We start from the raw sequence: 25,696 nt of genomic DNA on the forward strand, positions 1-25,696 counted from the left end.
TCCGGCGCGCATGGCGCGGGCCTTCGCGCTCGCCACCGCCGCCGGCCGGCTGGGTTTCCTGGCCGGCCGAGGGGCCGCCGGCCCGGCCACGGTGGCGTCCGCCTCCTCCCCGCTCACCGGGTTCCTCGGCGCCCACCCGTCACCGGCGTCGCTCGCGCCCTCGGCGTCCCCGGTACCCGTGCCGGCGGCGGTGGTGGGCGAGGCGTCCAGGTGAGCGCCCCGCCAGGGGAGTTCGCGCGCGAACTTGCCGGTCACGACCTGGCCGGGCTGTCCGCGATGTCGCGGCGGGCCACGTCCGCCGAGGTGGGCACGGTGCTGCGGCGGGTTCGGCCCGGATCCGGCGGGTCAGCCACCCCCCGGATCGGTCTCGCGGAGCTGGCGATCCTGCTCTCACCCGCGGCCACCGCCCGGTTGGAGGAGCTGGCGATTGCCGCCCGGGAGGCGACCCTGCTCCGGTTCGGTCGGGCGGTCCGGCTGTTCGCCCCGATGTACGTGTCGAACGCCTGCCTGTCGTCCTGCACCTACTGCGGCTTCGCCAAGGGCCTGCCGGTGGTGCGCCGCACGCTGGGTATCGAGGAGGTGGTAGTGGAGGGACGCCTGCTGGCCGACCGGGGGTTCCGTCATCTGCTGCTCGTCTCCGGCGAGCATCGCGTCGAGGTGTCGGCCGACTACCTCGTCGCGGTGGTCGAGCGGCTGCGGCCGATGTTCCCCTCGATCAGCATCGAGACCCAGACCTGGTCGGACGACACCTATGCCCGGCTGGTGCGTGCCGGGTTGGAGGGAGTCGTCCATTACCAGGAGACCTACGACCGGGCCCGCTACGCCGAGGTGCATGTCGCCGGCTGGAAGCGTGACTACGACCGGCGGCTGTCCTCGTTCGAACGGGCCGCCCGGGCCGGGGCGCGCCGGCTCGGGATCGGCGCGCTGCTCGGGCTCGCCCCGGACTGGCGCGCTGACGTGCTCGCGCTGGCCGCGCACGCATCCTTTCTCTCCCGTCGCTACTGGCGGACCGAGGTCTCGATCGCGCTGCCGCGCATCAAGCCGAGTGCCAGCGGGTTCCCGCCGGTCGTCGTCGGTGACGCGGAGTTCGTCCAGGCGTACGCGGCCCTGCGCCTGTTCGAGCCGGACCTGTCGCTGTCGCTGTCGACCCGGGAGCCGGCGGTGCTGCGCGACGGGCTTGTCCGCATCGCCGTGACCACCATGAGCGCCGGTTCCTCCACCGAACCCGGCGGCTACACCACGCCCGGCACGGCCCAGGAACAGTTCTCGATCTCCGACGAGCGTTCGCCGGCACAGATCGCCGCGATGCTCGCCGAAGCCGGGTACGAGCCGGTGTGGAAGGACGCCTTTCCGCTCGTCGACCCGGTGCGGTGACGGCGGCCCGGCGTCGCGGGTCATCGATAGTCTGCTCGAATGCAGCGAATAGTCGTCGTGGGCGCGGGAATGGCGGGGGGCCGGGCCGCCGCCGAGGTGCGCGCACGTGGTTTCGCGGGAGAGGTGATCCTGCTCGGGGCGGAGCCGCACCGGCCCTACGATCGTCCGCCCCTGTCCAAGGCCGTGCTCTCCGGCCGTATCGACGACACGACGTTGCCCTTCGACCTCGACGGGGTCGAGGTGTGCCTCGGGCGGCGGGCGACCGGCCTGCGACCGGGCACCGTGGAGACCGACACGGGGCCGCTGGACTACGACGGCCTGGTGCTGGCGACGGGAGCTGAGCCGGTAACCCTGCCGGGCGACGGCCCGCAGCGGGTCCTGCGTTCCATTGACGACGCTCGGCGCCTGCGTGACGCTCTGCGCCCCGGCGTCCGGCTCGTCATCGTCGGTGCCGGCTGGATCGGCGCGGAGGTCGCCACGGCGGCGGCAGCGATCGGTGCCGAGGTCACCGTCGTGGAGGCGGCCGCCTCGCCGCTGTTCGCCGCGCTCGGCGCGCAGGTGGGCCGGTGCACGATCGCGTGGTACGCCCGGGCCGGGGTCACCCTGCGCCTGGCTACGGCCGTGGAGCGGGTCACCTCCGACGGGCTGGTGCTGGCCGGCGGTGAGGAGCTGATCGCGGACGAGGTCGTCGTCGGCGTCGGGGTGCGGCCCTGTATCGCCTGGCTCGCCGGTTCCGGGCTCGCCCTCGACCGGGGAGTTGTGGTCGACGAGCATCTCGCCGCCCAGTGGGCCCATGGTGCCGACGATGCCGACGGCGACCCGCCGCCGGTGGTCGCGGTCGGTGACTGTGCCGCCTGGTGGTCGCGTCGCTACGGGCGGCGGCTGCGGGTCGAGCACTGGGACTGCGCCCAGCAGTCGCCCGCGGTCGCGGTCACCACGCTGCTCGGCGGGGAGGCCGTCTACGACCCGGTGCCCTATTTCTGGTCGGAACAGTTCGGCCGCATGGTGCAGTTCGCGGGACTGCCCTCGGCGGAGGCCGACCTGGTGTTCCGGGGCGATCCGGGCGTCGTCGTGCCGCCCGGCGGCGGGCGTCCGCCCGGCTGGTCGGCCGGGTGGTTCGCCCGGGACGGCCGTCTCGAAGCGCTGGTCACCGTGGGGCGCCCGATGGACATGGTCGCCGGTCGCCGGTTGATGGCGGCCGACGGTATCCCGGATCGGGAGCATTTCGCCGATATCTCCGTGTCGATGAAGGAACTGGCCGCGGCAAGTCGATGACGCCCGGTGACGGCCCGGCGTTCCCGGCGTTCCCGGTGTTCCGGGTTTTCCCGGCGTTCCCGGCGTTCCCGGCGTTCCGGTCGGCCGGATGGCGGGATTTCTGGATATCAGGATCATTGGTGCCCCTGCCGGCCATTGCGTTATGTGCGCATCCTTGTGCGGATCCTTGTTTGGCGACCCCAATCGCCGGAACGTCAGGAACGGTCACTAGAGTGCGGAGACGTGCCTCGCATTCACCTGGTGTCGAACCTGGCCGGTGTGAACGCGCTCGGCGACCATTTGCGGGCAGCGGGTCTCGGCCCGACCTCGGCACGGTCGGCCGACGCGCTTCTCGTGCTCATCGACCGTCCGCTCGACCACGTCGAGCAGGAGTTGCTGGACCGGGCCCGGCAGACCGTCCCGGTCCTGCTCGCCGGGCCGACCATGCGGGCGCTGCCGCCGAGAAGTCTGCTCATCGAGGCGTCCGGTCTCATCCCGGGGCGGACCACCGCGCCCTACGGCCTGCGGTTGACCGTCGGGCCGCAGGGCGGCGCGGTCATGGCCCGGTCCGCGGACTTCCGCCCCCGGGAAAGCTGGATCATCCCCGACAAGATTGCCGACGACGTGGAGCGGCTGCTCCTGGTCCGGCACGAGATGGGCGAGCATCCCGTCTGCACCTGGCGGCCCTCCACGGGCCTCGGCATATTCACCCTGGGTACCGGTCCCGCCGTGCTCGCCGATCCCGCCTACCACCGGCTTGTGGGACGTTGGCTGCGGCACTGCCTCGGCGTGCTCGACGCCGCGCCGGCCAGGGTCGGGCTGCTGGGCACCCCGGACACCACCGGGACGCACCACTCGGCGGTGGACGCGACCGAGGGTCTGGAACTCGCCGCCCTCTGTGACGGCGGTGCCGGCCGGCTCCCGGCGCACGCGGCGGGTCGCCCGCCGCGCCGCGTTGACGACCCGGACGACCTGGTCAACGATCCCGATCTCGGGGTCGTCATCGTGGCCACACCGACCCACACCCGGCTCGAATGGGCCGGTCGTGCGCTGGAGGCCGGCAAACACGTCGTCGTGCACGCCCCGCTCTGCCTGTCGACCCCGGACGCCGACCAGCTTGCGGAGGCCCGGTCCCTGGTGCTCGCGGTGTATCCGGAGGGTCGGGACGACCCGGGCTACCGGGCGGTCCGCGCCGTCGTGCACCGCGGCGCCGTCGGCGAGCCGCTGCGGCTGGACGCCCACCGGGGCGGGTTCCGCCGGCCGGCCGGCACCTGGCACCACGACGAGCGGATCAGTGGTGGGCAGCTCCATGACCGGGGCAGCGCCTGCGTCGACCAGATCCTCGCCCTCGTCGACGAGCCCGTCGAATGGGTCAGCGCGTCCACCGTCAAGCGGGTCTGGCACCACGTCAGCAACGCTGACCACAGCCGGTTGCTGCTGCGTTTCGCGAGCGGGGCCGAGGCGCAGGTCACGGTCTCCGATCTGACGGTGGCCCGGCGCCCGCGGTTCGAGGTGCTCGGGTCCACCGGATCGCTGATCTTGGACGGCGGGGCTTCCCGGGACGGCGGGGCTTTCCGGGACGGGGAGGGGAAGCTGGTGCCGCGGTTGGGACGGCACGCCGGTCGCCGGTCCGAGGCCGAGATGCTCGAGGCGGAGGCGGCGTCGCTCATGCTGATCACCCATGACGGGGTGCGCAGCCACATCCCGCTGGCACCCACCTCGGGCAGTATGTTTCACCGGGACTTGGCGGACTGTCTCGTCTCGGGCTGGCCGCTGTCCGGCTACGGCGTGGAGACCGCCCGTCCGGTGGTCGCGGTGCTGGAGGCGGCGGTGCGCTCGGCGGCCGCGGGCGGCGCCCAGGTGGCTCCGCTCTGACCCGTTCCGGCCGGACTGTCCCGGCCGGGAACTGCCTGGTCATCCGGTCGCCGAGGGGCGCGGCCAACGTCCGCGGCCGCGCCGGCACCGTACGACGCCATCGAGACTTGGGTGTTTACTCTTGACCATGGACTGGCTGACCCTGCCTGACGTCGCCGATCAGCTGCAGGTTCCCGTGACCCGTGTCCGGCAGATGGTGCGCGACCGGACGCTGCTGGCCCAGCGGGAGGGGGGCGTCCTGCGGGTGCCTGCCGATTTCATCCGGGACGGCGCCGTCGTCAAGGGGCTGTCCGGATTGCTCACGGTGCTGGCCGACGCGGGGTTCACCGATGAGGAGGCGCTCGACTGGATCTTCCGGGAGGATCCGAGCCTGCCGGGCACCCCCATGCAGGCACTCATCGAGAACCGTGGCAAGGAGGTCAAACGGCGGGCCCAGGCGTCGGCCTTCTAGCCCCGGCCCGGTCCCGGCCGTACCCACCGCCCGCACGGCGGGCGCTGCTCCCGTAGGGTCGAAAAATGGTCGATCGTCCGCTGCACTCGCACTCGCACTCGCACCCGCGTGCGCACCTGGAGCCGCTCGCCCGGGCGCGGGTCGTCGTCAATGGTGCGCCGCGGGGCATCCCGAGTGGCCAGCCGCTGCCCGACCTGCTCGCCGAGCTGGGCCTGCCGTCCGGTTCGGTGGTGGTCGAGCACAATGGCGTGGCGCTGACGCCGTCCGAGATGCCCGCCGTCCGGCTCGCCGACGGCGACATCCTGGAGATCGTGCGTGCTGTCGCCGGAGGTTGAGGGATCGTCGCCGCGCGCCGGTGGGCCGGCCCGGGTGGACCGGTTGCGGCGGCTGGCCGACGCCCGCCTGTACCTGTGCACGCCGCGTCGGGCCGAGTTCGACGCCTTCCTGAGCGCCGTGGTCGGCACGCCCGAGGCCCCCGGGGTCGATCTGATCCAGCTCCGGGAGAAGGGGCTCGAATGGGACGAGGAGCTCGGCGGGCTGCGGCGGGTGCAGGCCGTCGCTGGCGCCAGGGGAGTGCTGGTCAGCGCGAATGACCGTGCCGACCTCGCCGCCTTCGCCGGGGTCGACATCCTGCACGCCGGTCAGGGCGATATCCCGCCGCGGTTCGCCCGGCGCCTGGTGAGCCCGGACGTGCTGATCGGACAGTCGACGCACGATCCCGACCAGTTCCTCGCGGCGCTCGCCGACCCCGACGTCGACTACGTGTGCGTGGGGCCGGTGCACGCCACGCCCACCAAGGAGGGCCGGCCGCCGGTCGGCCTGGGCCTGCCCCGGCTGGCCGCGCGGCACGCTCCTCCGTTCGTCCCGGGCGTGAAGCCGTGGTTCGTCACCGGTGGCGTCGGTCCGGATACTCTGGATGAGATCCTCGCGACGGGAGCGCGCCGCGTGGTGGTCGTGCGGGGCCTCACCGGGGCCGAGGATCCGGCCGCGAGCGCCGTTGCCCTCGCTCGGCGTCTGCGCGCTGTCTGAGAGTTGTCGATGCGCCGTCCGAGCCTCCGCCCCAGCCACCGATGCGCCATCTGAGCTACCTCGCGGTCCTGGCGGGATGCCTGCTCGGAACGGCGCCGCTCGAGGTGTTTCTGGGCACCCGGGTGTACGCCCGGCCGGTTCGGCTGCTGCTGACCCTCGCCCCCGTCATCGTGATCTTCGTTGCCTAGGACCTGTTCGCCGTCTCCGCGGGGCACTGGAGCTTCGACCGGCGCCGCATCACCGGGGTCCTGCTTCCGGGGAGCCTTCCCCTGGAGGAGCTGCTGTTCTTCGTCGTGGTGCCGATGTGCGCGATCCTGACGCTGGAGGCCGTGCGCGCGGTGCGGGGCTGGGACGTCGGCGACCGAGCCCGCCCATCCGAGCGCGACGCGTTCCGGTGGGACTCCCGATGGTGATCGGCCGTGAGCTACACGGCCCTAGCGGTCGTCGGGGTCGCGCTGGCGATCGCGATGGACCTGTGGGTCCTGCGGACCCGGCTGCTGACCCGGCGGGTTTTCTGGACTTCCTACGCGATCATCGCATTGTTCCAGTTGATCTCCAACGGGATCCTCACCGGGTTCGGCGTCGTCGTCTACGACCCCCGCCGGATCCTCGGCCCGCGGATCGCACACGCTCCGGTCGAGGATCTGCTGTTCGGCTTCGCGCTGGTGACCCAGACGTTGGCATGGTGGGTCTGGTGGGGGCGCCGGCTGCGGGGCGGGCCGCCCGGCCGGCTCCGCAGCCGGCGGACCGGGGAGAGCCGGGAGGCCGGCGACAACGGGAGTAACGGGGACAACGGGAGTAACGGGGAGAATCGGGGCATCCCGCCTCGGCCCGAGGGTCGAGAGAGATCTCAGCGTACTTCGTGACGGAAACGAGCGAATTGGTCCCCTAGCGAGAATCCGTCGGCTTAATCTTGTCATGATGACGCATGATGGTGCGGGGGCCCGGGATCGCCGGGACGTCACCGTTCTCCCTGGGGGCGTTCAGGTCGGATCCTGCCGATCCGGTGGGGACGCATCATTGCTGTAGTGGTTGCGTTGGTCGTCATCGTTGCGGGTCTGGTGGTTGTGCGTGGGCGGATGGCCGGCGACCATCGTGCGGGTTCCTGCCGGAGGCAGGCCGGGTGCGCCGGTCGCACCGCCGGCACCCGTGCCCGGTGACGAGGACGGGCCGGCGGACGTGACGGCAGCCCCGGTCACTGCTCGGCCGGGTGCCGGTCCAGCCCTTCCCACCGCGCCCGTGGCCTCCCCGAGTGCCGGCCTCGGGTCGGTTCCGCCGCGGGTCGCCCCGACCGCCGCGAGACCGCGGACCGGACCGCCGCCTGGGTCACCGGCCGTCCCGGTCGCTCCGCGGCCCTCCGGCCCGGCCCTCGGCCTGAGCTCGACCAGGGCCGACCTGGGTGACGTCGACTCCGTCTGGCGGCTTGACCTGCGTGGCGAGGGCACGGCGCCGGTCGACGTCGTGATCGGCGCCAGCCCGTCCTGGCTCATCGTGATGCCCGGCCGGTCGCGGATCGATCCGGGGGCCGTCGTCCACCTGGTGATCACTCTTGACCGGGCGGCGGCACCGTCCGGACCGATCGACGTGACCGTTCCGATCAGGCCCCGCGAGGGGGCGGCGGGGGCGACGTGCGGGTCATCGCCAGGGTCGACGGCTCGCCACAGGTGGTATCGATGGTTGCGGCGCCGACGACGCTGTACCCGTCCGGCTGCGCGCTGGCCGCCAGGTCGACCGCGTCCCCGGCAACCGCGTCCCCGGCAGCGGTGTCCACGGTGACGGTGTCCGTCGTCGACGCGACCGGCATCTTCGCCGTGGAGCTCGTGGTGAGCCTCCCCGACGGAGGCAGGGCGAGTGTGTCGCTGGTCTGGTCCTTGACCGGGCGACGGGTAACCGGTCGACGTGGTCCGGCCCGGTGGGCCCGACCCGTGTGGCCGGGGCAATCACCTACACGGCTACGGTGACCGATCTCGACGGGCGGCGTTCCCGGGCACCGGGATCCCTCACCGTTCTGCCCTGCCCCTCCTGATCGGCGCGGTGGTGGCGGTGGTGGCAGCGGTGGCGGTGGGAAAGTATGGTGCCGCCCGGTTCGGGGGGTACCGGACGGCACGGTATAGCACGACAGATTGGCCAGGACGCGCCAAGGTTTCGTCGGGTGGTGAAGGTATCATCGCGACGACCATTCGTCGCGGATGGGGAACGATCAGGGGCGCGGCATCATCCAAAGACGGGTGGCGCAGGCCCAGAGACGGGTGTTGCAGGTCCGGGGCGCCGCGGTACGCGATGCACGCGCCGCCGGGCGCCGGAGAAAACGGGTGGGTGAGGTCGTGGACGCTGCTCTCGGGGATGTCGGTGTGCCGCGTCAGACCGGGCCGCAGCCGGCCGTGGAGCGGGCCGGCCGGGACGGTGCCGCGCGGTGGCGTCGACCCCTGCCGCCGGTCGAGCAGGTGCGTCCGGGATTGTGGAGTATCCCCGTCCCGCTGCCCTGGGCCAAACCGGCGCACGTGTTCGTGTACGTCTTCGAGACTTCCACGGGCCCGTTCCTGATGGACGCCGGCTGGGACTTCGACGAGGCGTTCGACGCGTTGCAGGCCGGACTGGCGATGATCAGGATGTCGGTGGCCGACGTGCAGGGCGTCGTGGTGACCCATGCGCACCTGGACCACTATGGCCTGGCGCCCCGGATCCGGGAGGCATCCGGGGCGTGGGTCTCGTTGCATCCCCTGGACGAGGCGATGCTCCGGCACTTCGAACATGGTTACGCTGACCGGATCTCCGAGCTGATGACCCGGGCTGGGGCGCCCGCCGAGATGACCGAGCGCCTGCTGGCGGGCTACCAGCAGCCGGCCCGGGGCCTGCCGCGACCCGATATCCTCATCGAGGACGGCGACCGGCCGGACATCCCGGGCTGGGATCTCACCGCACTGTGGACACCGGGCCATTCGCCGGGACACCTCTGCTTCTGGGAGCCGACCAACCGGCTGCTGTTCTCCGGGGACCACGTTCTGCCCTCGACAGCGGTCGGGGTACCCGCGCCGGAGGAGGCTGCTCCTGATCCGCTGGGCGACTACCTGCGCTCGCTGGCCCGGCTGCGGGGCCTGCCTGCCGAGGAGGTGCTGCCGGCGCACGAGCACCGGTTCACCGGGCTGGAGCGCCGGCTCGCGGAGCTCGACGCGCATCACGCCGGCCGGCTGTCCGAGGTCGTCGAGGGACTGCGCGCGGGTGCCTCGTGGGTCTGGGACGTCGCCGGGTACGTGACCTGGCATCGGCCGTTCCGGAACCTGCGGGGGGTGGCGCTGCAGAACGCCGTGATGGACACGACGTCGTATCTCGCGACGCTGGAGGCAACCGGCGCGGCGCGTTCCGAGCCGGGAACACCAGACCGGTGGCGCCTGATCGAGCCGTAGGGCCCGCCGGTCGGCAGGGCGGGGACCATTGGTATTAGGGTGAGGATATGACCTCCGTGTCGCTGTCCAAGGGCGGCAATGTCTCGCTGAGCAAGGTCGTCCTCAACCTCACTGCGGTGACGGTGAGCCTGGGGTGGCAGGTGCGGCAGACCACCGGTGCCGCCTACGACCTCGACGCCAGCGCGATCATTGTGAATGACGCCGGCCGGGTCCTTTCCGACGGCTATTTCGTGTTCTTCAACAATCTGGTGAGTCCGGACGGTGCGGTGAAGCACCTGGGTGACAACCTGGTCGGTGGCGGCGGCGGTGACGACGAGCAGATCAACGTCGACCTGCGGACGCTGACCCCGCAGGCGGCGAAGGTCGTGTTCACCGTGTCCATCTACGATGCCGACTCGCGTCGGCAGGCCTTTGGCCAGATCCGTAACGCGTTCATCCGGGTGACGGACGCGACGAACGGCGCGGAGGTGGCCCGTTACGACCTCACCGAGGATGCCTCCACGGAGACGGCGATGATTTTCGGCGAGCTGTACCGCTACGGTGGGGAGTGGAAGTTCCGCGCCGTCGGCCAGGGATACGCCTCCGGGTTGCGCGGGATCGCCCTGGACTTCGGCGTCAACGTTACCTGACTGACCGTACGAGTCTCGTGACCGCTGACCGCCTCCGCTCCCACAGGTTCAGACGCGGCGCCATCCGGTGGCGGGGCGGGCGTTGCCGATCGTCGGCACGACCCGGGAGCGGGCTCCTCGCGGCGCGACGACCATGACGCGCACAGAACAGGTGTTGGCGTCGATCCGGTAGAGGATCCGCCAGGTCCGCCCGCTGGCCTCGTGCATGCCGACCTGCTCGCCGGGGATCGGAGTGCCGGCCTTGCGCGGATCGTCGCGCAGGGCACCGTCGAGGAACCGGCGGACCTCGCCGCGGGTGAGCTCGGCCAGCTTCGACAGGTCCCGCTCGGCCGAGGCGGACAGCGTCACCTCGTGCTTGTCACTCACCGCCGGCTCCCGTCCCGCCGGCCAGCCGTCCTCCGGCGGCCGGAAGCGGGGAAAGCTCCACGTTCTCCACGTGAAGATCCTATGCGCCCGCCTCCACCGGGGCTCGCGCTTCTCGCCCCCATGCGGGGAAACGGTAGCCATCATTGCCGGGAGCCGAGAAGCCCTTCCGCGGTCCGGATGAACCGGGTGGCATGGGCGGTTATGCAGGTATGCGCTTCGGAGACGACGACACCATTCGCCGCATGCTCACCGACACCGAGGTCTGGGCGGTGGTGGGGCTGTCCAACGACACCCGCCGGACCGCCTACAGCATTGCGGACTACCTGCGACGGCACGGCAAGCGTGTCGTACCTGTGCACCCCTCGGCGCCTACGGTCGCGGGGGAGCAGGGATACGCGACGTTGAGCGAGATCCCGTTCCCCGTCGACGTCGTCGACCTGTTTGTCCGGTCGGAGTTCGCCGGCCCGGTCGTCGACGAGGCAGTGAAGATCGGCGCGAAGGGTGTCTGGCTCCAGCTCGGCGTGCGGGACGAGGCTGCCGCGGTGCGTGCGGGCGAGGCCGGGCTGGACGTCGTCATGGACACCTGCCCGGCGATCGAGGCACCCCGGTTGGGGCTCGACTGAGCAGTACGAAGCGGCGGGTCGCGAGCGCGGCGGCAGGCGGGAAGAGCACGAGGACGGGGAGCAGGTAGCGGTAGTCGAAGCACACCGTCGCGGCCGGGACGATGAGCGTGGCGGCCCCGGCCGCCACGAGGAGGGCCATGTCCGCCCGCAGCCGTCGATCTTCGGCGGCCCGGTCCCGCAGACCTCCCCGGCGCCGGGTGCTGTGGTTTCCCGGCGACGCACGGCGGTCCCGGTCCGGGGTTATGATCGCGGCGATGGTGACGATCATCATCGCGGCCAGGGCCGGACCGGGCGTGAAGACGAGACGCTGGTAGCTCCGCAGGAAACCGGCGGACGGCTCGCGGATGACGCGGGTGGGCGCGTCCCCGTGGAAGCCGAGCAGTGGCTCGTTGTTGTGCAGGTAGCGCGGTTCGTCACCGGTCGGGAACCGCCAGGTCGCGTCCGGCCAGTCGCGGTGCCCGACCGGTCGGCCCGGGGCGAAGTAGTGCGCGATCTCCCCGCCGACCATCCGGGCGTAGTCACCGAACTGATACCGGATGACCTGGCGGGTGAAGTCGCGCAGCAGCGCGTCCCGCTTGTCGTCGGGCATGTCGAGCCGCCAGTGCGGGCTGTTGCCGTTCCAGACGTAGTAGCTGGGATCGGGCCGCCCCGTCACCGGATGCGGGGAGCACAGGACGAGCTGGCGTGTGCTCAGGTGCAGGCGATCACATTCGGCGATCGGTGCCACCCGGCCGTACATCCACACCGCGTCCCCACCGGTGAGCGCGTATTTCCCGTGCGCGGTGTGGAACCAGCCCGCGTAGCCGACGAGTGGAACGGCGAGCATCACGGCGAAGGCGGCGGACCGGAGCCATCCGACGCGACGAAGAAGCAGGTAGCCCACGGCGAGCACACCCATGGCGACCCCGATGGTGCGGACCAGGCCCGCCCCGCCCAGTAACAGGCCGGCGAGCTCGCACGCCCACACCGACGGTCGTGCCGACCAGGTCAGGGCGATCATCGCGGCGACCAGCAGGACCGCGAACAGTGTCTCGGCCATCACGTAGTGCTCGAGGACAAGCTGGTAGGCGTCCAGCAGGACCGGCGCGGCGGCGAGGGCCGCTACCGGGGCCGCCACTCGGCGGTGGACCAGCAGGACGTAGATCCCCACCCCGAGCGCCAGGCCCGCGACGTGCTGGACCACTGTCACCCACCACAGGTCGCCGGTGTGCGACAGCAGGCGCAGGAAGGCGGGGTAGCCGGCCGGCCGCATCGGGTCGGGCGCGTGCAGGGTGGAAAGTCGCAGGTAGGCATAGGAGTCGCCGTTGAACTCGAACGCCGGCCGGTAGGCGTGCCCGGTGACCACCCGCAGCGTCATCCCGGCGACCAGGAGAACCGCGAAGGGTAGATGCCGCGCGACCGGCCGGGCGGGTCGGGCCGGCTGGGCGGAGGCCGGACCCGATGCACGGCGCCGCGCGTTCGGGCCATAGAGCGGGCCGGGGTGCTCCCCGGACGGCACCCGGCCCGGGGCGGCGAGGTCATCCGCGGGGTCATCCCCGAGGACAGCGGGATCGCGTAGGGAGACGGGCGCGGCGTCGCCGGGCAGCGGTGGAAAGCGGCGTCTGCCCAGGACGGCCATGATGAATATCCGCCGTTCTCAGAACCTGACGACCTCGGCCGGGTGTTCCGGCGCCTCGAAGAACGGGCCGAGACCGGGCGTGTCGGCCCGTGGGCCGCTCGCCCCGGCCCGGGTGGAGTCTGTCCCGACCCGGGTGGAGCCTGGGCCGGCACTCGCAACCGCGCCCGCGTCAGGGCCCGTGCCGGCACGGGTACCGCGGGCCGACGCCCGCTGATGCCCCCCGCTGGGCCCGGCGGTCAGCAGCCGCAGGAAGAAGGATCCGAAGGCGGTCTGCGCGCCCAGCACCATCAGCGTCATCGCGAGCAGTGCCGGGCGCATCTCGTTGAGCGGCCCGAGATTGTTGGCCAGCCAGCGGATGAGGACGACCACGTCCACGACGAATCCGACGATGAACAGGCCCGCGCCGAGCGCAAGCCCGCGTTCGAGGGTGAACAGGCGGTGGATGAGCGGCAGTGGCCAGCGGCGGCGCTCCTGCCAGCCGAGGGCGTGGTTGTGGACGTCGGCGCAGACCCCCAGCAGCACCAGTTGCCAGCCGAGCAGCGCCAGCAGCGCGAACAGGATCGAGAAGTGCAGGTCCAGCCGGTGGAAGCCGAGATTGAGCGAGCCGGGCAGCAGCGCCGCCTGGCCCGCGATCCCGAGCGCCAGCAGCACCAGGCCGGGCAGCACGAACAGGTGCCTCGGCGCCAGCAGCAGCATGAACCGCAGGTGCCGCCAACCGTCCCGCAGGGAGTGCAGCTTGGAGGCCCCGACCCGCGGATGGTAGGTGATCGGCACCTCCTCGATCCGCAGCTCGGCGCGGCCCGCGGCGATCACCAGTTCGGAGGCGAGCTCCATCCCCTCGCAGCGCAGCTGCATACGCAGGTACGCCTCTCGGCTGAAGGCCCGCATGCCCGAGTGCGCGTCGGAGGAACGGACGTCGAACAGCCGGTTCAGGATGCCGGTGAGTGCGGGGTTGCCGACGTAACGGTGCAGCCAGGGCATCGCTCCCGGCAGGATCTCCCCGGCGAAGCGCGACCCGAGCACGTAGTCGGCCCGCCCGGCGCGCAGCGGAGCGAGCAGGACGCCCAGATCTGAGAAGTCGTAGGAGTCGTCGGCGTCGCCCATCACGATCAGCCGGCCTCGGGCGGCGGCGAACCCGGCCAGGTAGGCGTTGCCGTAGCCGCGCCGGGTCTCGCGGACGACCCGGGCACCCGCGGCGGCGGCGACGTCCACCGACCGGTCCGTGGACCCGTTGTCGACAACGACGACCTCGCCCGCGGCACCCGCGGTGGCCAGTCCCGCAAGGGCCTTGTGTACGCAGATGCCGACCGACTCCTGCTCGTTCAGACACGGCATGACGACCGACACCTCGACCGGCTTTCCGCCGGCACGCGGGCCGGAACCCCCGCCGGTGGGGAGGCCCCCGAAGGTATCGGTACCGACACTCGTGGCGCCGTCCATCGTCCGTACCCCCTTGTGGCCGGGCATGTCCGGGTCCGTGGCCGTTCACTGGTGCCTGTCCGTGGCCCTGCCGTGTCGATGCCCGGTCGCCGGGGGCAACGGGCGCCGTTCATGCAGGTGGGCGCATCAGCGGAACCGGCCCACGTCATTGTTGCGGTCAGGGTGGCGGAACCGCTCGGCCACCGCCCCGTAATCTACCGATCCGATGGTCCGGTCCTATTACCGGCATCTCGCTGTAGGCACCCCGTGGTCCGCCCGGCTGGTTCCCGATGTGCCGTGTTTCGCATCCGCGCTGGTCACAGCCATTGTCCACGCCGACTTGCGGGCCGGGGTCGCAGACATGTCGGCCCCTTCACCCGCGCCTCGGTGTGACGCTTCTTACGGAGAGGCGTAACGTCTGGTGCTCGTGCAAGCTGTTCGCGTTTCAGACCCGGCATCGGCGTCCCCGGTGCCCTCCGACGACCCGGAGCCATCCTCGCCCGAGCCGTCCTCCGATCCCCTGCCCGCCGGCGCCTCACGCGCAGCCGCACCCCGGCGACGTGGTTGCCCGCACTTCCCGCCCTGCCCCACGGCGGACAGTGTGGATCGTGACGCCGCCCGGGTGGCCAGCCAGCATTGGGACCAGGGCTGGATCCTGCTGTGTAACGGGGTGATCCTGTTCGAGGACACCGGCGAGATCCTGCCGACAGGTCGCACCGTCGAGCCACGACGGGCGCTGCCCCGGCCCGGGGGCGTGGCATGGCCGCCGGCTCCGAGATGGGCGAGCCAGGCCCCGGTCGCGGTCTGACAGGCGCGCTCTGAACAGGCGCGCTCTGACAGCCGCGGCCTGACAGCGAGCTCCTTCTGCTCGCTCCTCCCGCGGGGTTCGGGAGGATGTGAGGTTCATCCCAGTTGATCTGGGTGTCCCCGTTACGGGTACGGTGCCGGCGTGGGGTCAAGGCCGGTAACGAGGCCGGGAACCGGGACCGCTCTCCGCTGGCCCGCGGAGAGCCGGGTCGGTCGGCGTGCCCGGATCCTCATGCGCCGTGACATCGCGCTGGGCCGGACGTTCCTGCACGCCTTCACCAGGGCGGACCGGTCGCTGTTCGCGGCGCTGGCCGGTGGCAGACCGCTGCTCGACCCGGTGCTGCCGCGGCTGTCTCATGCCGCCGATCACGGTCTGCTCTGGTGGGGGGTGGCCGGGACGCTCGGTGCGACGAAGGGACGCCGTCGCCTGGCGGCCGCCCGTGGCCTGCTCGCCCTGGGAGTCGCGAGCGTCCTCGCCAACGGGCCGATGAAGGTGGTGTTCCGCCGGGACCGCCCACCGACTCACACGATTCCCCCGCTGCGGCGGCTTCGCGAGGATCTCACGACGTTCTCGTTCCCTTCCGGGCACGCGGCGTCGGCGGCCGCCTTCGTCACCGGAGTCGCGTTGGACGCGCCCGGCGCGGCAGTGCCGGTGGCCGCGCTCGCCGCCACGGTGGCGTTCTCCCGGGTGTATGTCGGGGTGCACTATCCCGGGGACGTGGCCGCCGGCGTGCTGCTGGGGATCGGGGCGGGCCTGCTGACGACGAAGGTGATGCCGCGTCGGCCGTGGGCCCCTGCCCGGGCCAGCCCCGTGTCGGCGTGGGCGCCTGCCCTGCCCGACGGCGACGGCCTCACGGTGGTGGTGAACGCTCGTTCCGGTCCGGGTAACCACACGGACCTGCTCGCCGTGCTGCGGGCCGACCTGCCCAGGGCCCGGGTCGTCGAGGTCGACGCGGGCGGCGACGTAAGAACCGCGCTGGTGTCCGCGGCGGCGCGGTCCCGTGTGCTGGGCGTCGCCGGCGGCGACGGCACCATCAACGCGGCCGCCCAGACCGCGCTGGCGCACGGCGTGCCGCTGGCGGTCTTCCCCGCGGGCACGCTCAACCACTTCGCCGCGGACGTCGGACTCGCCGGGGCGGGTGACTCGGTGCAGGCGATACGGGAGGGTTCGGCGGTCGCCGTCGGCATCGGCCGGGCCGAGGGCATCAGCGCGACGTTCAGTCGGTTCTCCCGTATCTTCGTGAACACCGCGAGCCTCGGCGGTTACCCGGACATGGTCGCCATCCGTGCACGGTTCGAGCGCCATATCGGCAAGTGGCCGGCGATGCTCATCGCGCTGAGCTGGGTGCTACGCCACGAAGCGCCGTTCGAGGTCGAGATCGACTCCGAGTACCGCCGGGTCTGGATGATCTTCATCGGCAACGGGATCTACCAGCCCGGCGGGTTCGCCCCCACCTACCGCACCCGCCTTGACGAAGGGCTGCTGGACCTGCGGGTGGTCGACGCCGCGGCGCCGCTTCCCCGGCTCCGGCTGGTGGGGGCGGTGCTGACCGGCCGTCTCGGGCGCAGCCGGGTGTACGAACAACACACGGTCGAACGGGTCACGATCTCATCCCGTCAGCCCGGCCCGCTGCCGTTCGCCTGTGACGGCGAGGTCACGGAGGGGGTGGAACGCATCGTCATCACTCCGGGCGGAGCCCGACTGATCGTCTACCGGCCGTGGCGGCCCGACGCATCCGGCTGAGCCGGGCCGGTGGACCGACAGCCGGGCGGACCGACAGCCGGGCGGACCGCGGCGGCGTCAGCGACCGCGGCGGTGCTGCAACGGGATGAGCGTGTGCAGCGGGCTGGTCAGCCGGGTGAACTGGTCGGCGTCGAGGAGATCCTCGACGAGCAGCGCGCAGGCCAGGTCGGCGCACAGCTCCATGACCCGCCGGTCCTCGCTCGAATCGGTGCCCCGATGGCCGCGGCAGTACGGGCACAACCGCCAGAAGCCCTCGGCGGCGCTGCGCCGGACCAGGGTCCACACCCGGCGACGCCCGGTCACCACGGCGCTCGCGAAGGCGGCGTCCATCGCCATCTGGTGCGCGGAGTCGTCGCGGGTGAGCGCGGACACCAGCAGGCCGTCGAAGACCTCGAGGCTGTCTGGATCGTGGCAGCGCCCGGCGAGGACCGGGAGTGCCGCGAGAACCCGCTTCACGTCCGCCGCGGCCGGGCCGAGGTCGGGTTCGTGTGTGCGCGCGCGGGGGTAGACCGTACGCCACGGACGCATCAGCGCCGCATACTCCGCGCGGCCGAGGATGGGCCGGGCGTAGGAGGCGGCGACCGCGTCGCGCATCGCGCGCAGAGCCGTGGCGGCGATCGTCGGTTCGACGGTGACGTACTCCGCGCCGGTGAGGTCGTCGGCGTAGATCGCGCTCAACGCGTCGAAGGCGGCCAGCACCTCGACGATCAATGGCGAGTCGGGGGAGAGCGCCTTGTCCCGGGCTGCGGCGAGGTACCCCGAGTTGCGCCAGGCGCCGGCGAGCGAGACGAGCTCCGTGTCGGTGGTGTGGACGAGTTGGGCGAGGATGCCGAGAATGCCGCGGAGGTTGGGATGTTCCTCCAGCCGCTCGATGCGACGGGCCCGCAGGATCATGCCGCCGTCCCGCCCGCGCGGCTCGCGCCGCCGCACTGGGACCGCCGTGGGTTCACCGCGCTCCCGCCCGTCCGCGGTACAGGTGATGCCGCCGCGGGTGCGGTGGTCGTCGCGACACCGTTCACCTCGTCCTCCTCGACCGTCGCAGCATGCGCCGCGCGGGCCTCGTCGCGATCCGCAGCCGCGCGCCGGCCGGTCGGCTGGCCGGCCGGCTCCTGATTGACCTGACAATTGAACTGACAGCGACCTGACAGATGCCTGACCGTACCGGACCGCGAAGTGGCCGTGCGGTGATCGGCAGGCGGGTTTTCGTTGCTCTCCGACACCGACGGGGGTCGGGAGTACGTGCCGGAGGCTTCGCTGCCGGCGGTTTCGCGGCTGGTAACGCCGCGTGACCAACCTTTGGACATCACCCTCGAGAGACTAGTGTCCGCGGCGGCGATGCGGAACTCAACGCGTCATCGAGTGGAACATGGGGTACCGCGAAAGCCCCGGGGCGTAGCCGAATCGGGGACGGCGGTGGACCCCGATGAAGCCAAGCGCGGTGGGGTTCATCACGGACAGTGCTGATGCGCTGGGTAACTCCTCCGGGAGGTCCGGACCGGGCGCGCCGGAACCAGGTGCGCCCGGATGCAGAAGGTCAACGCGGTGGGCCCGGAGAATGAAACCCGAGGTCGCGGGGCCGAGATCGGGCGCCAAGGGGATCCGGCGCGCGGCCCGGCGCCCAGTCGGGGTGGCCCGGAGGTACCGATCCGAATGCGGTGGGCCGGATGGGCCGGACGGGCCGGCCTGGAGGTGATGGCCCGAACGCGGTGGGCTCCATCGCGCGGGCCCCACCTTCCGGACCCGCTACCCGGGGCTCCGCGCCGGGTGGGCCCCGCGGGGGTCCGGTCCGGCACCGTGACCTCGGGCTCCCCGGCACCGGGGAGCCCGCAGGTGGCTCCGTCGGCGCAGGGGAGGCCCCGAATGGCCCGGATGCCCGGGCAATCCCGGGGCCGGGCGCTCCGGGGCCTGGGTGGGTCGGTCAGCCCGAGATCGGCCGCTCGTCCTGCTCGGTGCTGGCCACGATCCTGGTGCTGGCCACGATCGCCTCGGGCCCGTTCAGGCCGGCCTCGCCGGCGCGCAGCCCGAATCGCCTGATCGCGTCCCCGACCGTGGTGGCCTTGACCTCACCGGCCCGGACGAGGGCTTCCAGGGTCGCGACGACGATCGACTCGGCGTCGACCTTGAAGTGCCGGCGCAGGGCGGCCCGGGTGTCGGAGCGGCCGTACCCGTCAGTGCCCAGCGAGGTGAACGGCTGCGGAACCCACCGGGAGATCTGGTCGGGCACCGCGCGCATCCAGTCGGAGACCGCCACGACCGGGCCGGCGGCCCCTTCGAGAGCGCGGGTCACGTACGGCACGGCATCGTCGGCCTCGGGGTTGAGCAGGTTGGCACGGTCGCAGTCGAGCGCCTCCCGCCGAAGCTCGTTCCACGAGGTCACCGACCACAGGTCGGCGGCGACCCCGAAGTCGGCGGCAAGGATCTCCTGCGCCGCCAGCGCCCAGTGGATGGAAGTCCCGCTGGCCAGCAGTTGGGCCCGCGGCGGGGAGTCCACGCCGGCCCCCGCCGCCGGAAGCCCGCGGACCAGGCCCTCGGCCGAGCGGAACCGGTACATTCCGGAGATGATCTGCGCCGGGTCGAGACCCGCGGGCTCGGCCGGCTGCGGCACCGGCTCGTTGTAGACGGTGAGGTAGTAGAAGACGTTGTCGTCCCGCTCGCCGTACATTCGGTCGAGCGCCTCCCGGACGATGTGCGTCACCTCGAAGGCGAAGGCGGGGTCGTAGGCCACGCAGGCCGGGTTAGTCGAGGCCAGGAGCAGGGAGTGGCCGTCCTGGTGCTGCAGGCCCTCGCCGTTGAGGGTGGTCCGACCGGCGGTCGCCCCGAGCAGGAACCCGCGGCCGAGCTGGTCGCCGAGCGCCCACATCTGGTCGCCGGTGCGCTGGAAGCCGAACATCGAGTAAAAGACGTAGACCGGGATCATGTACTGCGCGTGGGTGGCGTACGCTGTGCCGGCGGCGATCACCGAGCCCATCGATCCGGCCTCGCTGATGCCCTCGTGCAGTATCTGACCGGTCTCGGACTCCTGGTAGGACAGCAGCAGTTCGCGGTCGACGGCCTCGTAGCGCTGCCCGTGCGGCGAGTAGATCTTCGCCGTCGGGAACATCGCGTCCATGCCGAAGGTGCGGGCCTCGTCGGGGATGACCGGCACGAAACGCGCGCCCATCTCCTTGGTCTTCATGAGGTCCTTCAGCAGCCGGACGAAGGCCATCGTCGTGGCGACGGGCTGTTTGCCGGAGCCCTTCCGGAGCTCGTCGAAGATCTTCGCTGGCGGCTGGGGGAGCGGCTTGGCCCGCACGACCCGCCGCGGGATCGACCCGCCGAGTGCGGCCCGGCGTTCCCGCATGTACGCGATTTCCTCGGAGTCCGGCCCGGGGTGGCAGTAGGGCGGCAGGTCACCTGACAGCGCCGAGTCCGGGATCGCCAGATAGAGCCGGTCGCGGAACTCCTTGAGCTCGCTCTTGGTCAGCCTCTTCATCTGATGGGTGGCGTTGCGGGCCTCGAAGTCCTTGCCCAGGGTCCAGCCCTTGATGGTGTGCGCGAGGATGACCGTGGGCTGGCCCGCGTGCTCGGTCGCCGCCTTGTAGGCCGCGTAGAGCTTGCGGTAGTCGTGGCCACCGCGGGAGAGCTTGCGCAGATCGTCGTCGGAGAGGTCCGCGACCATCCGGCGCAGCCGGGCGTCCGAGCCGAAGAAGTGCTCCCGGATGTATTCGCCCGACGACGTCGAGTAGGTCTGGAACTGCCCGTCCGGCGTGGTGTTCATGCGGTTTACCAGCACGCCGTCGGTGTCCTTGGCCAGCAGCGGGTCCCAGTCGCGGCCCCAGACCACCTTGATGACGTTCCAGCCGGCGCCCCGGAACAGCGACTCCAGCTCCTGCATGATCTTTCCGTTGCCGCGGACCGGGCCGTCGAGGCGCTGCAGGTTGCAGTTGACCACGAAGATGAGGTTGTCGAGCTCCTCGCGGGCGGCCACGCCCAGCGCGCCGATCGACTCCGGCTCGTCCATCTCGCCGTCGCCGAGGAACGCCCACACCCGGCTGTTCGAGGTGTCCTTGATCTGGCGGTTGAGCAGGTAGCGGTTGAACCGGGCCTGATAGATGGCGTTGATCGGCCCGATCCCCATCGAAACCGTGGGAAACTCCCAGAAATCAGGCATAAGCCGCGGGTGGGGGTAGGACGACAGGCCGCCCGACTCGCCCTCGCGCCGGAAGGCGTCGAGCTGCTTCTCCGTCAGCCGGCCTTCCAGGAAGGCGCGGGCGTAGATGCCCGGGGACGCGTGGCCCTGAATAAAGATCTGGTCACCCGAGGCGCTTCCCGGCGAGGAACTGAGATGGTCCTTGCCGCGGAAGAAATGGTTGAAGCCCACCTCGTAGAGGCTCGCGCTCGAGGCGTAGGTCGCGATGTGACCGCCGACATTGAACTCGGGGCGGTTGGCGCGGCTCACCATGATGGCCGCGTTCCACCGGATATAGGCCCGGATGCGGCGTTCGATGTGCTCGTCGCCGGGGAACCAGGGCTCCTGCTCCGGGCTGATGGTGTTGATGTAGTCGGTGCTGGTGAGACCGGGAACACCGACCGCCTTCTCCCGGGCCCGTTCGAGGAGCTTCAGCATGATGAAGCGGGCCCGGCCGCGGCCGGACTCCTCGATGACGGCGTCGAGCGACTCCAGCCACTCGCTGGTTTCGGAGGGATCGATGTCCGGCAGCTGACTCGGTAGCCCGTCGGTGATGACCGAGAACTTCCGGGTTGTGTCCTGCGTCACGCCTTCTCCTGCTCCTCGAGCTTCCCGGGGCCGTCGCGATCATGCGAAAAGGTCCTGATCGTACGATCGCCGGCCTAGTTGTCCCTTTTGCAACGCACCGGGTGGGAACATGCATGATCAATGCGCCGCCGCATCCCGGCCGCTCGCTCATCCCATACGATGCCTGAACTCTGGGTGATCGACCGACCCTTGACGGCCGAGGGGGGAGGTTACCCGGAGAACGGGTATGTCATGGACCATCGTGCTCCATCGCGGCGGCCTCGTCACGTACGTCTTGGTTACTTCCGAGTCGAGACCTGGGCGATGTGCGTTGCGTTGTTGGCCTGTCGTCCGTAGTGCGGCCGATGCCGGGCCCCGCGGTGGTGGACAATCACCCTGATGGCGACCCGGATGAAGACGACGACGCTGTCCGTGCGCACCGGCCGGCGAGAAAGTGTGGTGGATCTCACACCTGATGTGCGGCGGTTCCTTGCCGGTTCCAGCGACGGGTTGCTGTCGGTCTTCGTGCCGCATGCCACGGCCGGCGTGGCCATCCCCGAGTTGGGTTCCAGTAGTGATATCGACCTGCTCGCGGCGCTCGCGGATCTGCTCCCCGCCGACGGCAGATGGCGCCACGCGCATGGAACGTTCGGTCACGGCCGCTCGCATGTGATGCCGGCCATCATCCCGCCCTCGTTGACGGTGCCGGTGATCGACGGCCGCCTCGCGCTCGGGGTCTGGCAGTCCATTGCGCTGGTGGACCTCAACGTGGACAACCCCGATCGAACGGTCCGGCTGTCGTTCCTGGCGGGATGATTCCGCTCTTTCCGGGGTACTGGCGGGGAGTCACACCAGGCTGACCACGCCGTCGCTTGTCCACAACCGACGGCGTGGCACTTGCGCAGTCACCGGAAGGTCCGGTGGACTAGGTCGAGGCGCACCAGCCGATGAGGATCATCGTTGGATGCGTCCACCGAGACGGGACGCCCTCGCGATTACGCGGAGCGTCAACATACGAGCAGGAGGTAGTGGAGGGTGAGTCCGACCGCGGCGAACGCCGAGGGTCAGCGCCGAGCGGAGCGGCTGGGAGTCTCCGCCGGGACCCAGGTGCAGTCGCTTAACGAGGACGACGACATCGCCCAGGACCTGCTGGACGCCGTCACGAGCGCCAGCGGGACCGAGCTTGTCCCCGAGGACTCCGACGACGTCGTCGACATCGTCCTGCTGTGGTGGCGGGAGGATGACGGGGACCTGGCGAACGCCCTCATCGACGCACGGCGGCAGCTGTCCGACGACGGCGTGATCTGGCTGCTGACGCCCAAGGCCGGGCGTGCCGGCCATGTCGAGCCGAGTGACGTGCTGGACGCGGTGCCCACCGCGGGTCTCGTCCAGACCAGCACGTTGAGCGTCGCCCAGGAGTGGTCCGGCCAGCGGCTGGCGGCGCCGAAGTCGCAGCGGGTGCGCCACCGCTGACATAAGGTGCCCGGTCCGGCCGGCCCGGCCGGGCATGGGTCGGTCCGGCCCGGTTCCCTCGGTTTCGGGGTCCGGGTCGAGGCGGGCGTGCGCCGCCGTGCTCGCGTGCCTCGGGGACGGATGCGGGGTGTATGGGCGCCTCCGGCCGCCGCGGGCGGCGTTCGGGGTGGGCCGGGCGGCGGGCGGTCACTGGTAGAGCGGTTACCGGTAGAGCGGCACCTGCTGGCCCTCGACCGCCCCGGGGTAGCGGTCCCAGATGCGGTTGATTCCGAACTGCAGGACCAACGCGCCGCCGCCGATGAGGAAGAGAGCGAAGGCCAGGACCGGATTCGTCTCGGCTACCCCGGCCGCACGCTGGGCGCTACGGACGCGGGTGCCGAGCCGCCAGGCCGCGACGAACGGTGGGAAGATGATCATCCAGCCGATCAGGAAGGCCAGCAGCGACAGCGTCGGGTTCACCTCGATGCGCCGGTCATACTCGGCGAGCTCTTTGTTCGTCCGGTAGATCCAGACGAACGGGTAGACACCCAGGGTGATCAGAGGAAGACCCAGCCACACCGCGAAGGGGTTGCGCCTCCTCCCGAGTAGGCCGGACCCCTGGAACGTGTCGGGGGAGCCAGGTGGTCCGGCCAGGCCCGGTGTCCCATAGTCGGGGGTGGCGGGGTAGCCTTGCTGCGGTTCGTGGCCGGTCAGAGACTCACGAAACGCATAGATCGGAAATCCGCCGGTGGATGTGCCCGGTCCGTCGATCGGGTGAGGTTCCTGAGCGGGGTATCCGTGCGGGGTGGAACTCTGATTGGTCAAAGTGGCCCTGTCCTCATCGGTGTCCATACCAGTGGCGGCCGCGGGGCACGGCACCATGCCCCCACGCATGTCCGGCCGGTGCGGCTCCCGCGTCGATCGGCCAGACTAGGGCACTCTGGCCTCGAAAACCCGCACACCCGCCGCATCGGGGTCACCGGATCGGGAAGGACACCTTCCATCCCGGTCTGATCGCCGTGATCTGATTGCCGAGCACGCGGGTGAACATCCAGGTCGGGTGCGGTTCCAGGCGATATGGCGGAGATCCGGAAGGTCGTGTAGGGCACGCCGCGGATGGGCGGCCAGCTTCGAGGTAGCCGGCAATGGCATGCTGGATCGGGACATCCGTGCCGATCGGTGAGTACCCTCGCCGGATCTGGCGCGGGGCCCGTCGCCGTAGTGATCATCCGTTGTGGTCACCGGTCCCTGATCAGTTCCCCACCGTTGTGGAGAGGAAGAGCCCATGGCCGTCGAGGTTGGCTCCGTCGCCCCGGACTTCTCACTGAAGGACCAGAACAACGAGGTTGTCACGCTGTCCGAGTTCCAGGGTAAGCGCAACGTGGTCCTGCTGTTCTACCCGTTGACCTTCACCGGCGTCTGCCAGGGCGAGCTGTGCTCCGTGCGGGACGATCTCGCTTCGTTCCAGAACGACGACGTCCAGGTGCTGGCCGTGTCGGTCGACTCGCCGTTCGCCCACAAGGTCTGGGCCGACCAGCAGGGCTACGAGTTCCCGCTGCTCGCCGACTTCTGGCCGCACGGCGCCGTCGCGAGCGCGTACGGCGTCTTCAACGCGGAGCGGGGCATCTCCCTGCGGGGCACCTTCGTCATCGACAAGGAGGGTGTCGTCCGCTGGAAGGTCGTCAACAACATCCCCGACGCGCGGGACCAGGCCGAGTACCTCAAGGCGCTCGCCATCCTCTAAGATCGTCCTTGCGGGAGCCGGCCTGCGTCTGGGGAGTCGTGGAGGGCCGGCTCCCGCCGGGGCTCGCCGCTGCGTAGTCTTAGTTGACCTCGTCATCTCCCGGGCGCGTAGCTCAGCGGGAGAGCGCTCGCCTTACAAGCGAGTGGTCGCAGGTTCGATCCCTGCCGCGCCCACGGGCTGGTCTTTCATGCTTGCTTCCCTTCGGGAAGCTTCGCCGCCAGCCGCGATGTCTGCTGGGGCCGAGCCCCCCCATGCCCCCCATGGCGGCAATCGGGGCGCTCGAAAGCCGTGAATCGCCGCGGGTGTAGCAACGGGTGTAGCAACGCGCCCGGGGCCACCGTGGGGGAGTGGTCCGGTCAGGCGCCGCTCAGGTGGTCGTCGAGACGGGTGAGCGCGGCGCGCTTGTCCGCCACCTCGCCGCGAACGGGCGGTATGAGATCAGCGTGAGCGGACGGCCGTAGCTGGTCGCGTAGACACCGATCCGCACCGCGAAACCGTTGCAGTCCTTGCAGAGCTGGAGCCAGACCGTCACCGGTCGAGGCCGTCGATGGCGTGTGCGCGGATCGCGGCGAGGATCTGATCCCAGATCGTGGCGGGCAGGCGGATGTGTCCCGGAGGCCCAGCTAGCCGTAGCGCAGGTCAACGTGGCCGTCCGCGTGGCGGACCAGGCCGCCGGCGACCGCCCACTCCGTCCACTCGGCGGTCAGCGTGGTGAACGTGGCCACGCGGGCCTCTTGGACGAGGCCGGACCAGATGACGCCGGGCATCCGGAGCTCGTGGACCTCGCTGGCATACCGGTATTGGATGACGGCTTCCGCGCCGTCGCGGGCGAACTGGGCCGCGGGGGCGCAGGCCGCCCGGTGCCAGTCCAACGGTGTGCCCACCGGGGTGCCGGGGTCGGTTCACCCCATGCGTCTGTCTCCTCGCGTGTGATGGAGCCTCCCCACCCGCGAGCCGGCACCCCGGGGACGAGCCGGGGCGGAGGGACTTCGCGGGCGGGGAGGGATGGAGGGGGCCGCCGGCATCATTGGCGGCGGCCCCGGTCTGGGGATGGGCGGGGGGTGTGGTGCCTCCCCGCCTGCGACCGTGCTCACGGAGTGCCCTGACGAAGGGCGTGCAGGCGGGGAGGGATCAGGTGGGGCCGCCTCGGGGAAGGGACGGCCCCGGTCTCA

26 protein-coding genes, 1 tRNA gene and 1 pseudogene are annotated in these 25,696 nt (G+C 71.2%); 18 read left to right on the forward strand and 10 right to left on the reverse strand.

The features are described 5' to 3' along the window. The 9 genes and pseudogenes from AC08OT_RS07625 to AC08OT_RS07665 form a co-directional block, all read left to right on the forward strand. Positions 1-214: pseudogene (locus AC08OT_RS07625) on the forward strand (thiazole synthase); the annotation flags it as partial. Next, a complete protein-coding gene (gene thiH / locus AC08OT_RS07630) occupies positions 211-1,374 on the forward strand; it encodes a 2-iminoacetate synthase ThiH (protein ID WP_476592152.1) in 1,164 nt (387 codons plus the stop codon). The pseudogene AC08OT_RS07625 and the gene thiH, both read left to right, overlap by 4 nt. A gap of 39 nt (positions 1,375-1,413) precedes the next feature. Then, the gene (locus tag AC08OT_RS07635) at positions 1,414-2,649 is read left to right on the forward strand and encodes an NAD(P)/FAD-dependent oxidoreductase (RefSeq protein WP_476592151.1); all 1,236 of its coding nucleotides are present in this window, start codon (positions 1,414-1,416) and stop codon (positions 2,647-2,649) included. A gap of 222 nt (positions 2,650-2,871) precedes the next feature. After that, entirely contained in the window at positions 2,872-4,503 is a 1,632-nt protein-coding gene (locus tag AC08OT_RS07640) for a Gfo/Idh/MocA family protein (RefSeq protein WP_476592150.1), read from the forward strand. A gap of 127 nt (positions 4,504-4,630) precedes the next feature. Continuing rightward, on the forward strand, positions 4,631-4,954 hold the full coding sequence (locus AC08OT_RS07645) for an Rv2175c family DNA-binding protein (protein ID WP_476592156.1): 324 nt from the start codon (positions 4,631-4,633) through the stop codon (positions 4,952-4,954). Between the two features lie 65 nt (positions 4,955-5,019). Further along, complete coding sequence (gene thiS / locus AC08OT_RS07650; protein WP_476600304.1) at positions 5,020-5,289, forward strand: sulfur carrier protein ThiS; 270 nt, start codon at positions 5,020-5,022, stop codon at positions 5,287-5,289. Beyond that, positions 5,270-5,983 carry a thiamine phosphate synthase gene (locus AC08OT_RS07655; protein ID WP_476592148.1) on the forward strand — a complete coding sequence of 238 codons (714 nt, stop codon included), beginning with the start codon at positions 5,270-5,272 and terminating at the stop codon, positions 5,981-5,983. The genes thiS and AC08OT_RS07655 overlap by 20 nt, the downstream gene beginning before the upstream one ends. A 41-nt stretch (positions 5,984-6,024) precedes the next feature. Next, complete coding sequence (locus tag AC08OT_RS07660) at positions 6,025-6,171, forward strand: hypothetical protein (protein ID WP_476592147.1); 147 nt, start codon at positions 6,025-6,027, stop codon at positions 6,169-6,171. A 231-nt stretch (positions 6,172-6,402) separates the two neighbouring features. Next, positions 6,403-6,849: a lycopene cyclase domain-containing protein gene (locus AC08OT_RS07665; RefSeq protein ID WP_476595309.1), complete on the forward strand. Its 447-nt coding sequence runs from the start codon at positions 6,403-6,405 to the stop codon at positions 6,847-6,849. Between the two features lie 460 nt (positions 6,850-7,309). On the opposite strand, the gene AC08OT_RS07670 is transcribed toward AC08OT_RS07665, so the two are convergent. Both AC08OT_RS07670 and AC08OT_RS07675 read right to left on the reverse strand, forming a co-directional pair. Beyond that, complete coding sequence (locus tag AC08OT_RS07670) at positions 7,310-7,519, reverse strand: hypothetical protein (protein WP_476592145.1); 210 nt, start codon at positions 7,517-7,519, stop codon at positions 7,310-7,312. 61 nt (positions 7,520-7,580) lie between these two features. Further along, a complete protein-coding gene (locus AC08OT_RS07675) occupies positions 7,581-7,787 on the reverse strand; it encodes a hypothetical protein (protein WP_476592144.1) in 207 nt (68 codons plus the stop codon). A gap of 508 nt (positions 7,788-8,295) precedes the next feature. Here AC08OT_RS07675 and AC08OT_RS07680 point away from each other — a divergent pair. Next, positions 8,296-9,387, forward strand: a complete 1,092-nt coding sequence (locus AC08OT_RS07680; protein WP_476592143.1) for an MBL fold metallo-hydrolase — start codon at positions 8,296-8,298, stop codon at positions 9,385-9,387. A 47-nt stretch (positions 9,388-9,434) separates the two neighbouring features. Further along, positions 9,435-10,016 carry a TerD family protein gene (locus tag AC08OT_RS07685; RefSeq protein WP_476592142.1) on the forward strand — a complete coding sequence of 194 codons (582 nt, stop codon included), beginning with the start codon at positions 9,435-9,437 and terminating at the stop codon, positions 10,014-10,016. Between the two features lie 48 nt (positions 10,017-10,064). Here the strand turns inward: AC08OT_RS07685 and AC08OT_RS07690 are convergent, their stop codons facing one another. Further along, positions 10,065-10,382, reverse strand: coding sequence for a type II toxin-antitoxin system RelE family toxin (locus AC08OT_RS07690; protein ID WP_462187969.1), 318 nt, complete (start codon positions 10,380-10,382; stop codon positions 10,065-10,067). Positions 10,383-10,573: 191 nt separating this feature from the next. On the opposite strand from AC08OT_RS07690, the gene AC08OT_RS07695 reads away from it, so the two are divergent. After that, positions 10,574-11,005: a CoA-binding protein gene (locus AC08OT_RS07695; RefSeq protein ID WP_476595307.1), complete on the forward strand. Its 432-nt coding sequence runs from the start codon at positions 10,574-10,576 to the stop codon at positions 11,003-11,005. On the opposite strand, the gene AC08OT_RS07700 is transcribed toward AC08OT_RS07695, so the two are convergent. Continuing rightward, positions 10,956-12,623 (reverse strand): hypothetical protein, encoded by a 1,668-nt coding sequence (locus tag AC08OT_RS07700; protein WP_476592140.1) that lies wholly within the window; start codon positions 12,621-12,623, stop codon positions 10,956-10,958. The genes AC08OT_RS07695 and AC08OT_RS07700 overlap by 50 nt on opposite strands. An 18-nt stretch (positions 12,624-12,641) precedes the next feature. Beyond that, positions 12,642-14,063, reverse strand: a complete 1,422-nt coding sequence (locus tag AC08OT_RS07705; RefSeq protein WP_476592155.1) for a glycosyltransferase family 2 protein — start codon at positions 14,061-14,063, stop codon at positions 12,642-12,644. A 448-nt stretch (positions 14,064-14,511) separates the two neighbouring features. Between AC08OT_RS07705 and AC08OT_RS07710 the strand changes: the two genes are divergently transcribed. Together AC08OT_RS07710 and AC08OT_RS07715 are read left to right on the forward strand one after the other, a co-directional pair. Continuing rightward, positions 14,512-14,850: a DUF5999 family protein gene (locus tag AC08OT_RS07710; protein ID WP_476596819.1), complete on the forward strand. Its 339-nt coding sequence runs from the start codon at positions 14,512-14,514 to the stop codon at positions 14,848-14,850. A 231-nt stretch (positions 14,851-15,081) separates the two neighbouring features. Continuing rightward, positions 15,082-16,593, forward strand: a complete 1,512-nt coding sequence (locus AC08OT_RS07715; RefSeq protein WP_476602678.1) for a phosphatase PAP2 family protein — start codon at positions 15,082-15,084, stop codon at positions 16,591-16,593. Positions 16,594-16,650: 57 nt separating this feature from the next. Here the strand turns inward: AC08OT_RS07715 and AC08OT_RS07720 are convergent, their stop codons facing one another. Continuing rightward, a complete protein-coding gene (locus tag AC08OT_RS07720) occupies positions 16,651-17,487 on the reverse strand; it encodes an alpha-amylase family protein (protein WP_476592154.1) in 837 nt (278 codons plus the stop codon). A 1,024-nt stretch (positions 17,488-18,511) separates the two neighbouring features. Beyond that, positions 18,512-21,349, reverse strand: a complete 2,838-nt coding sequence (aceE, locus tag AC08OT_RS07725) for a pyruvate dehydrogenase (acetyl-transferring), homodimeric type (RefSeq protein ID WP_476592137.1) — start codon at positions 21,347-21,349, stop codon at positions 18,512-18,514. Between the two features lie 390 nt (positions 21,350-21,739). Here aceE and AC08OT_RS07730 point away from each other — a divergent pair, with 390 nt between their 5' ends. Both AC08OT_RS07730 and AC08OT_RS07735 read left to right on the forward strand, forming a co-directional pair. Then, positions 21,740-22,144: a secondary thiamine-phosphate synthase enzyme YjbQ gene (locus AC08OT_RS07730; protein WP_476592153.1), complete on the forward strand. Its 405-nt coding sequence runs from the start codon at positions 21,740-21,742 to the stop codon at positions 22,142-22,144. Positions 22,145-22,363: 219 nt separating this feature from the next. Then, positions 22,364-22,801, forward strand: coding sequence for a DUF3052 domain-containing protein (locus AC08OT_RS07735; RefSeq protein ID WP_011437440.1), 438 nt, complete (start codon positions 22,364-22,366; stop codon positions 22,799-22,801). A gap of 201 nt (positions 22,802-23,002) precedes the next feature. On the opposite strand, the gene AC08OT_RS07740 is transcribed toward AC08OT_RS07735, so the two are convergent. After that, complete coding sequence (locus tag AC08OT_RS07740; RefSeq protein ID WP_476592136.1) at positions 23,003-23,605, reverse strand: DUF4234 domain-containing protein; 603 nt, start codon at positions 23,603-23,605, stop codon at positions 23,003-23,005. 460 nt (positions 23,606-24,065) lie between these two features. On the opposite strand from AC08OT_RS07740, the gene AC08OT_RS07745 reads away from it, so the two are divergent. Both AC08OT_RS07745 and AC08OT_RS07750 read left to right on the forward strand, forming a co-directional pair. After that, positions 24,066-24,524: a peroxiredoxin gene (locus AC08OT_RS07745; RefSeq protein ID WP_011437438.1), complete on the forward strand. Its 459-nt coding sequence runs from the start codon at positions 24,066-24,068 to the stop codon at positions 24,522-24,524. 101 nt (positions 24,525-24,625) lie between these two features. Further along, positions 24,626-24,697 (forward strand) — tRNA-Val (locus tag AC08OT_RS07750). 194 nt (positions 24,698-24,891) lie between these two features. Here AC08OT_RS07750 and AC08OT_RS07755 read toward each other — a convergent pair. Beyond that, positions 24,892-25,056 carry a hypothetical protein gene (locus tag AC08OT_RS07755; RefSeq protein WP_476592135.1) on the reverse strand — a complete coding sequence of 55 codons (165 nt, stop codon included), beginning with the start codon at positions 25,054-25,056 and terminating at the stop codon, positions 24,892-24,894. 91 nt (positions 25,057-25,147) lie between these two features. Beyond that, positions 25,148-25,408, reverse strand: coding sequence for a hypothetical protein (locus AC08OT_RS07760; RefSeq protein ID WP_476592134.1), 261 nt, complete (start codon positions 25,406-25,408; stop codon positions 25,148-25,150). Positions 25,409-25,696 lie beyond the last annotated feature (288 nt).

This window comes from Frankia sp. CgJB1, assembly GCF_977947065.1.